The organism is Staphylococcus delphini, from assembly GCF_900636325.1.
GTDB lineage: Bacteria > Bacillota > Bacilli > Staphylococcales > Staphylococcaceae > Staphylococcus > Staphylococcus delphini.
Window position 1 is genome coordinate 14406 of sequence record NZ_LR134263.1, and the last position, 13514, is coordinate 27919.

Genomic DNA, 13514 nt, shown 5'->3' on the forward strand with positions numbered 1-13514 from the left:
TCAAATCTATATAAACGCCTTTTTATCGGTGTTTTTACACGGTAGGGTAGACTTAGGGTTGTATAAGGTAAGACTGACCTGATAGCGTAATAACATATGTTGTACTATAATAAGAATAATTTTCAAGGGGGTGAGTCTCAATGTCTTACACTACATTTAAACAAGGCATCCGCGATTGTCTCCCTACTGTACTAGGCTATGCTGGGGTAGGCTTTTCATTTGGAATTGTGAGTGTCGCATCAGGATTCAACATTTTAGAAATATTACTGCTCTCTTTACTCGTTTATGCAGGGGCAGCGCAATTTATTATTATCGCACTCATTGCCGTACAAACGCCGATCTGGGTCATTGTACTCACTGCGATGATTGTCAATAGCCGTATGTTTTTATTAAGCATGACATTGGCGCCAAATTTCAAACATGATCATTTTATACATAGGGTAGGGGTAGGGTCTTTGTTGACGGATGAAACATTTGCTGTTGCGATCACGCCTTATTCGAAAGGACACACGATAACATATCAGTGGATGTATGGCTTAAATTTACTGGCCTACTTATTTTGGGCATTGGTTACTGTGCTCGGTGGATTGTTAGGTGACTTCTTCCAACATCCAGAAGTATTTGGCTTGGACTACGCGATTACAGCGATGTTTATCTTTTTAGCAATTTCACAATTTGAAGGTATTACGAAATCGAAATTACGGGTCTATCTCTACTTAGTTGCAATCGTCATTGTTATGATGTTGCTACTCAGTCTATTTTTACCTTCGTATTTAGCAATCTTACTTGCATCGACTTTAAGTGCGACGATAGGGATGGTGATTGACCGATGAGCATGTACGTATTTTGGACGATCTTTTTAGCAGGACTGGGCACTTTACTCATCAGAATCACACCTTTTGTCATGATTTCACGTATGGAACTGTCTGACAAGGTGCTCAAATGGCTGACGTTTATTCCAATTACATTATTTACTGCGTTAGTGGTCGATGGATTCATTCAGCAACAAGAAGGCGTGATGGGTTATACATTGAATTGGAACTTTATCATCGCGCTCATTCCGACACTTATCATTGCTTTTTGGACGAGGAGTTTAACGATAACAGTTATTGTCGGTATGGTCAGTGTGGCATTGTTGAGAATTATCGGATTATTCTAACAATCATTTGCATACGTGATAGGTTTACGGTATGATTAAAGACACAACATAACTTTATTAAAAATAAGCTTATTAAGAGAAGTTGAGGGATTTGGCCCAGTGACACTTCAGCAACCACTTATCGTTATAAGTACGGTGCTACAACCAACCACGTCATGTGGATGATAAGTTCATTTAAAAACTGACTTACAAACGTTGTATAGCCGTCAAAGGTTGTACAACGTTTTTAATTTTTAGAGGGAGGGCAGACTAAAATGGTGAATTATCGTGTGGACACATTAGTATTAGGTGCATTTACGACAGAATCAGGTGAAACGATTGAAAATTTGAAACTTCGGTATGAATATGTAGGTTATCCTGGTCAGCCACTCGTCGTCGTATGTCATGCGTTGACAGGCAACCATCTCACTTATGGTACAGAAGACAATCCAGGGTGGTGGCGAGAAATTATTGACGGGGGGTATATGCCAGTTCACGATTACCAGTTTCTGACATTTAACGTGATTGGCAGTCCATTTGGGTCGAGTTCTCGTTTAACAGATCCAAACTTTCCACAAAAGCTCACTATGCGAGATATTGTGCGTGCGCTCGAAAAAGGCATTGAAGCACTCGGTCATCAAACAATCGACATTCTCATCGGCGGTTCTTTAGGTGGCATGCAAGTGATGGAGCTCCTCTACAATCAAAAATTTGAAGTGAAAAAGGCGGTCATTTTAGCAGCTACTGAAAAGACGTCTTCTTATAGTAGGGCGTTTAATGAAATAGCGAGACAAGCCATTCATTTAGCAGGAGAAGAAGGGTTAAGTATCGCGCGACAACTCGGCTTTTTAACGTACCGGTCCTCTAAAAGTTATGACGCCCGCTTCACACCTGATGAAGTCGTGTTATATCAAAAGCATCAAGGTGATAAATTTAAAGAACAGTTTGATTTACAATGTTATTTAACACTTCTCGATGTGTTAGACAGTCATGACATTCACCATGGTAGAGATGATGTCGCAAACGTATTCCAATCATTAGACACGAAAGTACTCACGCTCGGCTTTACAGATGACTTGTTGTATCCAGATGACCAAGTCGCTGCGTTAGGCTGTTATTTCAAATATCATCGCCATTTCTTTGTGCCTGATAATGTAGGGCATGATGGCTTTTTATTGAATTTTAATGATTGGGCGCCGTACCTTTATCATTTCCTAAAAGTTTCACGATTTAGACGCTAACTTTAGACGAAAACGTTACATTTTTGTTATAATTGCGTCAACTAAGAATACTAGACAAGAAGCTATATTTTAGGGATAATAGCTAAAATATAGCTTTTCTAATGTGTTCAAGAAAGTGACGTTTTGTAATTCAATTGTAAGACGCGTGAAATCATGTGGCGCAAATTGTATTGATATTACAAAGCCTGTAAAATAGAATTTATAGACTATAATAGTTTGGAAGTGGCGTCTTTGTTTTCGAAAATTAATCCTAAAGCAACCCTAATCAGCATTGTGGCGTTGTTAGCGGTGACTTTAGTTATACATGTTATGCCTGGATTAGCAATCATTTTGGCATGCTTTAGTTTAATCCCAGGTATCGTTTTATGGTACCAATCTAAGCATTCGTTTGGCTTAGTCGCACTTATTGCGATTATTCTCTCAACGCTCACAGGCAACGTTTTTGTGATGACATTTTTAATCATTATTTTAGTTTTAAGTATGGTCATCAGTCAGTTATTAATCCAACGTGCATCTAAAGAGCGCATCTTATATTTAACGACATTCGTGGCAAGTGTTTTAACATTAAGTGCAATCATGATTTTACAAACTTTGAAAAAAATCCCGTATGCTGACGACTTATTGCAACCGTATCGTGCAATCATGCATCAAGCTGCAGAGTTAGAAAATTTAGATCAACAAGCGCAAGAGATTTTAAACAATTCGATTCAACAACTTGCAATACAGCTGCCAGGGATGATTGTAGTAGCGATTGCCATTTATGCGTTCATTACATTACTTATCATTTTCCCGATTTTACGTAAGTTCAAAGTGGCAACACCTGTATTTCGCCCACTATTTTTCTGGCAAATGAAGCGTTCAGTTTTCATTATGTATGCATTGGCATTATTAACAACGATTACAACACAACCTGCCACTACGCCGAACAGCATTGGCATTAATTTCCAAATCGTTTTAGGTTTCTTATTAGTGATTCAAGGTTTAAGTTTTATTCATTTCTTTGCATCTATTAAAAGAATGCCCGGCGCGTTAAAAGTGATTTTAGTGATTGTCGGTGTACTATTTTATCCAATGACACGCCTCATTGGTTTACTCGATTTGGGATTGAATTTAAAACGTATGATAAAAAACGATAAGAGGTGACAAGATGAATCGTCATTCAATGAAGAAAGCGTTGATCGTACCTTTTTTAGTGATTACCGTTACAGCAATCATCATTGTAGGTCTATCCTTTTTCTTTAATCAGTGGCTTGCGTTTATCGCTGCTATTCTGTTATTTGTCATGCTCATTATCAGTGTCTTCATTTTTAGACGTTTCTATCGTTATTTAGATCGTTATTTAGATGATTTGAGTGGCAAAATATCAGTAGGTAGTGATCGTGCAGTCAAAACGATGCCACTAGGTTTGATTGTGTTAAATGAAAATGATCAAATTGAGTGGGTCAACCCTTTCATGTCAGAGCGGATTGAAAGGAATGTCATTTCAGATTCGATCAATGAAGTGTACCCGAATATTTTAAAGCAACTCGAAAAAGCAAAAGAAATTGAAATAGCCGATGGTGCATATGCCTATCGTGTCCGTTATTCAGAAAAAGAACACATTTTGTATTTTATAGATATGACGGAAGAAGCAACCATCCAACAAGCGTACGATGATCAACAGCCGATTATTGCGACATTATTTTTAGATAACTATGATGAAATTACGCAAAATATGAATGATACGCAACGTTCTGAAATCAACTCGATGGTGACACGTGTCATTAGTCGTTGGGCACAAGAACATAATGTGTATTTCAAGCGTTACAGTTCCGATCAATTTATTGCTTATTTGAATCGTCGTATTTTACGTGAATTAGAAGAGACAAAGTTTGATATTTTAAGCCAGCTTCGTGAAAAAAGTGTCGGTTATCGTGCACAACTCACTTTAAGTATCGGTGTCGGTGAAGGCTCAGAAAACTTAATTGACTTGGGTGAATTGTCACAATCTGGTCTTGATCTTGCGTTAGGGCGTGGTGGTGACCAAGTTGCGATTAAAAATATGAATGGCAACGTCCGTTTTTACGGCGGTAAGACTGACCCGATGGAAAAACGTACCCGTGTGAGAGCGCGTGTCATTTCCCATGCGCTGAAAGACATCTTATTAGAAGGCGACAAAGTCATCGTCATGGGACATAAGCGCCCAGACCTAGATGCGATTGGTGCGGCGATTGGTGTCACACGATTTGCGATGATGAACAATCTGGAAGCCTACATCGTGTTAAATGAGTCTGACATCGACCCTACATTACGTCGTGTGATGGATGAAATCGATGAAAAGCCTGAATTGAAAGAGCGCTTTGTGACGTCCGATGATGCATGGAATATGATGACATCTCGTACAACACTTGTCGTCGTTGATACGCATAAACCGGAAATGGTCATTGACGAGAACATTTTAAATAAAGCCAATCGTAAAGTGGTCATTGATCATCACCGTCGTGGCGAAAGCTTTATCTCAAGTCCGTTACTCGTCTACATGGAGCCATATGCAAGCTCTACCGCAGAACTCGTGACGGAGCTACTTGAGTATCAACCGACTGAACAACGCTTAACACGCTTAGAATCGACGGTCATGTATGCAGGTATCATCGTCGATACACGTAACTTTACATTGCGTACGGGCTCACGTACATTTGATGCAGCAAGTTATCTCCGTGCGCATGGGGCCGATACGATTTTAACGCAACATTTCTTAAAAGATGATATTGAGACGTATATTAACCGTTCAGAGTTGATTCGTACGGTGAAATTACAAGAGAACGGTATCGCCATCGCACATGGTCCAGACGATAAAATCTATCATCCTGTGACTGTGGCCCAAGCAGCAGATGAATTGTTGAGTCTTGATGGTGTGGAAGCGGCGTATGTCGTTGCCCGTCGTGAAGAAAATCTCGTCGGTATGTCTGCCCGCTCACTTGGCGAATTCAACGTCCAACTCACTATGGAAGCATTGGGCGGTGGCGGTCATCTCACAAACGCTGCAACACAACTAGAGGGCGTGACTGTTGAAGCGGCTATCGAAAAATTACAACAAGCGATTAATGAACAATTGGATAGGAGTGACGAATCATGAAAGTGATTTTTACACAAGATGTTAAAGGTAAAGGTAAACAAGGTGAAGTTAAAGACGTACCGGTGGGTTATGCGAACAACTTCTTAATCAAAAATGGTTATGCTGTTGAAGCAACTCCGGGGAACTTGAAACAGTTAGAACAAAAAAATAAACGTATTGAAAAAGACAAACAACAAGAGCTTGAAGATGCAAAAGCGTTAAAAGAACGTTTAGCAGCGCTTGAAGTTGAAGTAAAAGCGAAATCGGGTGAAGGCGGTAAATTGTTCGGTTCTATTAGTACGAAACAAATCGCTGAAGCATTGAAAGCACAACATGATATTAAGATTGATAAACGTAAAATGGAATTGCCACACGGTATTCACGCGTTAGGTTATACCAACGTGCCTGTGAAACTGCATAAAGAGGTTGAAGGTACGATTCGTGTGCATACTGTAGAGCAATAATGATAGGATTGTGAGGAAAGCTGGTGCAGAGGTCACCGGCTTTTTTCATACATCATTTGGAATACTATAGAGAAAGTGCGAGTTAAAAAGGATTTGATCAAATGGAAAATATAGAAAAAGAATTAAAAAGGTATGTGTGGGTTTATATCATATCTATCATTCCAATGTCTTTCGTTATCAAGTTTTTACCTAAAGATAGCCTGTTTGAAGTGATCATGTCTTTGATTATTGTGGTGCTATCTTCTATTGGATTGTCCACTGTGGTGATTTACATCTTATATTTGAGAAAGAAAAGGAAGTCATAAAGCGTACGATACTTATGTTAAATTCATGAATCTTAAGGCACGTGAGCATATCAGCCATTTACATTTTTGAGCATGCTGAATCGTGTATTGTGATTCGGTTTAGGTTATTATAGAATATGTTAAGTATATGTCATGAAAGTGAGGAGGTCATTGGCATGGATGAAATGTATGAACATAATCGAATGCCACACAGTCATGAGGCGGAACAATCTGTACTGGGGGCGATTTTTCTCGACCCAGAATTGATGTCGTCCACGCAAGAAATTTTGTTGCCCGAATCATTTTATCGTGGTGCGCATCAGCATATTTTCCGTGCGATGATGGACCTGAATGAAGATGGCAAAGATATTGATATTGTGACTGTTTTGGATAGACTCACACAAGAAGGGGTCGTGAATGAAGCAGGAGGTCCCCAATATCTTGCTGAAATTACATCGAATGTACCGACAACGCGAAATATTCAATACTACACAGACGTGGTGTTCAAAAATGCGGTCAAACGTAAGCTCATTCACACTGCGGATAGTATTGCGAACGATGGTTATAACGATGAATTAGATTTAGATACCGTGCTGAACGATGCAGAACGTCGTATCTTGGAACTGTCTTCTACACGCGAGAGTGACGGTTTTAAAGATATTCGTGATGTATTAGGACAAGTTTATGATAATGCGGAACAATTGGATCAAAATAGTGGTCAAACACCGGGGATTCCTACAGGTTACCGCGATTTAGACCAGATGACAGCAGGCTTTAACCGTAATGATCTCATTATTTTAGCGGCGCGACCTTCTGTAGGTAAGACTGCCTTCGCTCTTAATATTGCGCAAAAAGTAGCAACACATGAAGATCAATATACGGTCGGCATTTTCTCATTAGAGATGGGTGCAGACCAATTGGCGACACGTATGATTTGTAGTTCGGGTAATGTCGATTCGAACCGTTTACGTACGGGAACGATGACTGAAGAAGACTGGAATCGATTTACAGTGGCAGTCGGTAAATTGTCTCGTACGAAAATTTTTATTGATGATACACCAGGTGTGCGAATTACAGATATTCGTTCAAAATGTCGTCGTTTAAAGCAAGAACATGGACTGGATATGATTGTGATTGACTACTTACAATTGATTCAAGGAAGCGGTTCACGTGCATCGGATAACCGTCAACAAGAAGTGTCAGAGATTTCACGTATGCTTAAAGCGATTGCCCGTGAGTTAGAGTGTCCGGTGATTGCGTTAAGTCAGCTATCACGTGGGGTTGAACAACGACAAGATAAACGTCCGATGATGAGTGATATTCGTGAGTCAGGTTCGATTGAGCAAGACGCCGATATCGTTGCTTTCTTATATCGTGACGACTACTATAACCGTGGCGATGGAGATGATGATGACGATGATGGTGGATTCGAACCACAAACGAATGATGAAAATGGTGAAATTGAAATCATTATCGCAAAGCAACGTAACGGCCCGACCGGTACAGTGAAGCTGCACTTTATGAAACAATACAATAAGTTTACAGATATCGATTATGCCCATGCGGATATGGGATAATTGAACGTGTGTTTTTAACGGTTGGTGTTCTGACGCATCAGCCGTTTTCTGTTGATATGGCATGGAATAACAGAAAAGGAAAAAATAATTTTAAGGATGAAACCCGTATGTTATATAACATCAACCATTCAATGTACGGTTTTCGCTTTATATCAACTTATTGATTTTGATGTAAGTTAGGATTTTAGACATGAGCAAAAGCGCCTAATAATACTTGTATAACACGTGGTTGTAAGGGTCAGGCTGTTTTAGAAAGACTCCAATAGCTTGACGCGCAATTCATTTTTTAATGTTCGTTTTTTGATTTGCATTCATGATGTGATACTGGTAGAATACAGTTTGGTTAATTGAGAAAACTTGGAGGTGCTCTTATGTCATCAATCGTAGTAGTTGGGACACAATGGGGAGACGAAGGTAAAGGTAAAATTACAGACTTTTTAGCGGAACAAGCAGATGTGATTGCACGTTTTTCTGGTGGTAATAATGCAGGTCATACAATCAAATTTGATGGTGAAACTTACAAATTGCATTTAGTGCCATCTGGTATTTTTTATAAAGACAAACTTGCTGTTATCGGCAATGGTGTCGTGATTGATCCAGTTGCATTACTTAAAGAATTAGACGGCTTAAATGAAAGAGGTATTGCAACAGATAACTTACGCATCTCAAACCGCGCACACGTCATCCTACCTTATCACATTCAACAAGATGAACTTGAAGAAGCGCGTCGTGGCGACAACAAAATTGGTACGACGAAGAAAGGTATTGGCCCAGCATACGTAGATAAAGCACAAAGAATTGGTATTCGTGTAGCAGATTTATTAGACAAAGAAGTTTTCGAACAACGCTTAAAAGAAAATTTAGAATATAAAAATGATTACTTCCAAGGTATGTTTAAACAAGCTGCACCATCATTTGAAGACATTTTTGAAACATACTATGCAGCAGGCCAACGTCTTGCACCATACGTCACAGATACTGCAAAAGTATTAGACGATGCTTTCGTAGCAGATGAACGTGTATTATTTGAAGGTGCCCAAGGTGTGATGTTAGATATCGACCACGGTACATATCCATTCGTTACATCAAGCAATCCTGTCGCAGGTAATGTCACTGTAGGCGCGGGTGTCGGTCCAACAAACGTTTCAAAAGTTGTCGGTGTATGTAAAGCTTATACATCACGTGTAGGCGATGGCCCGTTCCCAACAGAATTATTTGACGAAAAAGGTCATCATATCCGCGAAGTAGGTCGTGAATACGGTACAACAACAGGTCGTCCGCGTCGTGTCGGCTGGTTTGACTCAGTGGTATTACGTCACTCTCGTCGTGTGAGTGGGATTACTGACTTATCTATTAACTCTATCGACGTATTAACAGGCTTAGATGAAGTGAAAATCTGTACAGCTTATGAGTTAGATGGTAAAGAAATCACAGAATATCCAGCGAACTTAAACGACTTAAAACGTTGCGAACCTATTTTTGAAACATTACCTGGTTGGACAGAAGATATTACAGGCGTACGTACAATGGAAGAATTACCTGACAATGCGCGTCGTTACTTAGAGCGTATTTCTGAATTGTGTAATGTACACATTTCTATCTTCTCAGTAGGTCCAGATCGTAATCAAACAAATGTTGTAGAAAAATTATGGTAATACAATAAATGAGGGGAGTCTTCCGGCAACACTTCGGTAAGACTAACCTGATATAAAGGAGCTAGAACATTGCGTTTCCTAGCTCCTTTCTTATGATGAATGAAAAGCAAAATGTGGAAAAATCAAATCAATTAAGGTGAATGGGAAAAATTTTGATGCCATTGATGCATTTTTTGTTAAACTTGCCCTCCTTATGATTTATTGTGTTTTTTGATTGCCCAGAAGGCTTCGCGTTCTTACTAGGGGCTGAACCTCCAACTAACCAACGCTTTGATTTTACAATTACATTTGTTGAAGCATTGGTGGATTTTCCGGTCCAGCTGATCCCTCAGGAGTCTCAGCCTTCTGGGCAATTTTTTATCAAAGACAGCGAAATGGAGGGCAAGTTTATACAATAGCATCAATTTTTTGTATCCCATTCCCCCACTTTCCGACTGTTTCAAAATGATTAATGCATCATAAATCTATGAAGGGTTTAAGGCCAAAAATTTCCTATGTCTCTACCTCTTAAACTTAATGATGGCCAATATTTGACGCAGTAACTGTCTAGATGAAGCTAACTGAGTCGATGAAATGGAAGTGTGCCCTCTTTCCTTGCACTTGTTCATGCATGATTGCCGGATGGACGAGACTCCCGAGGGAATGCGTGCATACTGCTGACAGTCGCTTCTTTACTTTAATAGTGGTTGCTGTTTATCGCAGTAGCTGTCTGACTTCTCAACGTATACACTTTTGAGAAGTCTAGTCAGCCTTGCGGGGGCAGTACGACGAAATCTTTGTTGCACATGAGATTTCTGTACTGCTCCCAAAATCCAATTTGGCTTCCATCAAGTGTACACCTTAATCAAGCCAAATTTAGTTGAGGCGAGTCCCCTGGGAACGCGAGTCCAAGACGGCAATCGTTTGCAAGTGACATGTTCAAAAAGGGGAAGAGGACAGACTGAACTTCTAGAAACGTGAGTCCATGACAGCAATTGTGAAAATTTAAAAGAGTGATCAATGAGGCAATTTGATGAAAATAGATCAAGGTAAGATAATTGAAACTTTTATATCCCATCTTTTTTTATATCTTGAATTTTATTAGGAGGGCTTACAATTGTCCTATTGTATTGAGCGACATTTTGCACGCTCAACCGCTGTACATGATTTGATGATGCTGCTGAGTTGGGTGCACGTTTAAGATGTGACTCAACCGCTGATGACGATGGTTGAATTACACGACACCCACTCAAATGCTGCACCACAATTAATGAATATCTCTTTTACGATGATTTCCACCGCGTACTTCTGAAACGTTACCGATTGACAGAAAGGCTTTTTCATCGATTTCCATAACGATATCTTTCAATTTTGCTTCTTCAAGACGTGTAATCACACAGAAAATGACACGTTTATCTTCTCCAGTATACGCACCTTCACCTTTCAAATACGTCACACCACGACCGAGACGCGAATTGATCGCTTCACCAATCTCTTTATAGGCATCACTAATGACCCATACTGCTTTGGATTCATCAAATCCTAAAAGGACGGTATCAATCATTTTTGAGGCGATGAAATAAGCGACAACACTAAATAATGCACTCTCCCATGTGAACACAAAGCCCGCAATGCCAAATATGAAGAAATTAATAAACATCACAATTTCACCCACTGAAAAAGGTAATTTTGAGTGAACGAGAATTGATAAAATTTCTGTACCGTCTAATGAGCCACCATAACGCAACACAATGCCGACACCGACACCTAGGACTGCACCGCCAAAAATCGTAACTAAAAATTTATCGTTAATGACAGGATCGATAGGATGTAACACAATTGTCGTAACGGATAAGATAAAGATGGCATACAAAGTAGAGATTGCAAAAGTTTTACCAATTTGTTTATAGCCTAAAAAGAAGAAAGGCAAATTAAGTATAAAGATGAATACCCCTAATTTGAATCCTAGTAAATGCGACAGAATAATTGAAATACCTACAATGCCGCCATCGAGCAATTGATTCGGTACTAAGAAAAGCTCCAGTGCTGCTCCCATCAACACTGCGCCTAACGTAATAAAGAAAAATCTCTTGAAAAATTGACGTGGCTTTTTAGGCTTTTCTTTGATGTAAGTGACGTTCGATTCTGTTTGAGTTTCCATAAATGCCCCCCTGAACAACTTTATATGAAAAATTATACAAAAAAATCCGAAAAAAATCTTGTCAACCCGATTGGGTGATGCTATAATCAATCTTGTGTTTAAGAACGGCTCCTTGGTCAAGCGGTTAAGACACCGCCCTTTCACGGCGGTAACACGGGTTCGAGTCCCGTAGGAGTCACCATGAAATGGTCCCGTAGTGGAGCGGTTTAACACGCCTGCCTGTCACGCAGGAGATCGCGGGTTCGATTCCCGTCGGGACCGCTAACGTGCTCATCCAATAGGGTGAGCACTTTTTTTGTTTTTAAGACAGTTAGGCTTGCCTAACTGATGACTGCTAGGCGTTGTTATGACAACTAAGCAGTATGAGTCGTAATTCAGGCAAAATACCTCTTTTTTACAATTAACAGGCATATACTGAAAGTGTATAGAGGAGGTGTTTTTAATGGTTAAGGCTATTATTGAATTCATTAAATTATTACTCTCAATTTTCGTATCTGGTGGTAAACATTAATTAGAATGAACCCCTTACATGTTGCATATGTGACATGTAAGGGGTTTTTGGCGTGCTCATCTATAATTAGAGACTCTCTACGCCAATATCCTCACCCTGCTCCCCAATATAATGCGGCGACTTCTTCTTGATGAGGCATCCCTATTTTAAAATGAATATAGGCGTTTGTTTATGATTATGGTACAACTGAATTAAGGAGGGAATAACCCAAATGATACTGTTTTCAAGTAGTTTGTTTTTATTCATACTAGCTCGTGTTTTCCAACATCACCCACCTCAAGAAATCAATTACTTTCTTGGGTTTCGAACTAGGAAATCGATGAAAAATCAAAACAATTGGGAAATTGCTCAAGTCGCCTTTGCCCGTCTACTAAAGGTGATTTCTGGATATACGGCTTTATGTTCAATCCTATTATGCATCGTGGATATCGTGCTCATTGTTTTAGACAATGATGTGATACTTGTCATCTCGATGATAATACAAGCGATCGTGCTCATAGGTATATTGTTGGCTGTTTATCTCAAAGTCAATAAAAAGCTAGATGCATAAACTGCACGCGTAGATTTTGTGCCTTATCATACAAATGAAAATGGATTAAATAGATAGAATTCACTTGATTTTAATGATACATTATAAGGTATAGGATTATGCCAGTTAGCAACCGATATTATGTACTTATTAAGAAATGGGGTCATTTTTATGGCAAGAAAAGTAGTCGTAGTCGATGATGAAAAACCAATTGCGGATATATTAGAATTTAATTTGAAAAAAGAAGGTTATGAAGTATTTGTCGCATATGATGGCAACGATGCGGTCGACTTAATCTATGAAAAAGAACCTGATATCGTGTTACTCGATATTATGTTGCCTGGCCAAGACGGTATGGAAGTGTGCCGTGAAGTGCGTAAAAAATTCGAAATGCCAATTATTATGTTAACAGCTAAAGATTCAGAGATCGATAAAGTCCTCGGTCTTGAGCTTGGTGCGGATGACTATGTGACAAAACCATTTAGTACGCGTGAATTAATTGCACGTGTGAAGGCCAATTTACGTCGTCACTATACACAACCGAGTCAAGAAAATCATATGCAGACGAATGAAATTACAATCAAGGATATTGTGATTTATCCAGACGCTTATTCTATTAAAAAACGCGGTGAAGATATTGATTTGACGCACCGTGAATTTGAGTTGTTCCATTATTTATCGAAACATATGGGACAAGTGATGACGCGTGAACATTTACTCCAAACAGTATGGGGTTATGATTATTTCGGCGATGTCCGTACTGTGGACGTTACGATTCGCCGTTTACGTGAAAAAATTGAAGATGATCCTTCTCATCCAGACTATATTGTGACGCGTCGTGGTGTTGGATATTTCTTACAACAACATGATTAGAGGATGGC

Annotated in this window: 12 protein-coding genes, 2 tRNA genes and 1 riboswitch; of the genes, 13 read left to right on the forward strand and 1 reads right to left on the reverse strand. The window is 39.4% G+C overall.

Features of this window, described 5'->3' with window-relative positions; all coding sequences use genetic code 11:
* The first annotated feature begins 140 nt into the window (after positions 1-140).
* The 9 genes from EL101_RS00055 (at position 141) to EL101_RS00095 (ending at position 9453) form a co-directional block, all read left to right on the forward strand.
* Positions 141-833, forward strand: a complete 693-nt coding sequence (locus EL101_RS00055; protein WP_096539801.1) for an AzlC family ABC transporter permease — start codon at positions 141-143, stop codon at positions 831-833.
* Entirely contained in the window at positions 830-1159 is a 330-nt protein-coding gene (locus EL101_RS00060) for an AzlD domain-containing protein (protein WP_019166060.1), read from the forward strand. Before EL101_RS00055 ends, EL101_RS00060 begins: the two co-directional genes overlap by 4 nt.
* A gap of 66 nt (positions 1160-1225) precedes the next feature.
* Positions 1226-1330, forward strand: a riboswitch (SAM riboswitch).
* Between the two features lie 83 nt (positions 1331-1413).
* Complete coding sequence (gene metX / locus EL101_RS00065; RefSeq protein ID WP_096595918.1) at positions 1414-2379, forward strand: homoserine O-acetyltransferase MetX; 966 nt, start codon at positions 1414-1416, stop codon at positions 2377-2379.
* A 231-nt stretch (positions 2380-2610) separates the two neighbouring features.
* Entirely contained in the window at positions 2611-3522 is a 912-nt protein-coding gene (locus EL101_RS00070; protein WP_019166062.1) for a DUF2232 domain-containing protein, read from the forward strand.
* 4 nt (positions 3523-3526) lie between these two features.
* Entirely contained in the window at positions 3527-5494 is a 1968-nt protein-coding gene (locus EL101_RS00075) for a DHH family phosphoesterase (protein ID WP_096595919.1), read from the forward strand.
* Positions 5491-5937 (forward strand): 50S ribosomal protein L9, encoded by a 447-nt coding sequence (gene rplI, locus EL101_RS00080; protein ID WP_014612676.1) that lies wholly within the window; start codon positions 5491-5493, stop codon positions 5935-5937. The genes EL101_RS00075 and rplI overlap by 4 nt, the downstream gene beginning before the upstream one ends.
* A gap of 101 nt (positions 5938-6038) precedes the next feature.
* A complete protein-coding gene (locus EL101_RS13380; RefSeq protein ID WP_096595920.1) occupies positions 6039-6242 on the forward strand; it encodes a DUF6007 family protein in 204 nt (67 codons plus the stop codon).
* Between the two features lie 155 nt (positions 6243-6397).
* Positions 6398-7798, forward strand: coding sequence for a replicative DNA helicase (gene dnaB, locus EL101_RS00090; protein WP_014612677.1), 1401 nt, complete (start codon positions 6398-6400; stop codon positions 7796-7798).
* 371 nt (positions 7799-8169) lie between these two features.
* Positions 8170-9453 carry an adenylosuccinate synthase gene (locus tag EL101_RS00095; protein WP_096589023.1) on the forward strand — a complete coding sequence of 428 codons (1284 nt, stop codon included), beginning with the start codon at positions 8170-8172 and terminating at the stop codon, positions 9451-9453.
* 1246 nt (positions 9454-10699) lie between these two features.
* Here the strand turns inward: EL101_RS00095 and EL101_RS00100 are convergent.
* Entirely contained in the window at positions 10700-11593 is an 894-nt protein-coding gene (locus EL101_RS00100; protein WP_096595921.1) for a YitT family protein, read from the reverse strand.
* A 106-nt stretch (positions 11594-11699) separates the two neighbouring features.
* Here EL101_RS00100 and EL101_RS00105 point away from each other — a divergent pair.
* The 4 genes from EL101_RS00105 (at position 11700) to yycF (ending at position 13506) form a co-directional block, all read left to right on the forward strand.
* A tRNA-Glu gene (locus tag EL101_RS00105) sits at positions 11700-11774 on the forward strand.
* Between the two features lie 6 nt (positions 11775-11780).
* Positions 11781-11854 (forward strand) — tRNA-Asp (locus tag EL101_RS00110).
* A gap of 461 nt (positions 11855-12315) precedes the next feature.
* The gene (locus tag EL101_RS00115; RefSeq protein ID WP_096595922.1) at positions 12316-12654 is read left to right on the forward strand and encodes an SdpI family protein; all 339 of its coding nucleotides are present in this window, start codon (positions 12316-12318) and stop codon (positions 12652-12654) included.
* Between the two features lie 150 nt (positions 12655-12804).
* The gene (gene yycF / locus EL101_RS00120) at positions 12805-13506 is read left to right on the forward strand and encodes a response regulator YycF (RefSeq protein WP_014612681.1); all 702 of its coding nucleotides are present in this window, start codon (positions 12805-12807) and stop codon (positions 13504-13506) included.
* Positions 13507-13514: the final 8 nt, after the last annotated feature.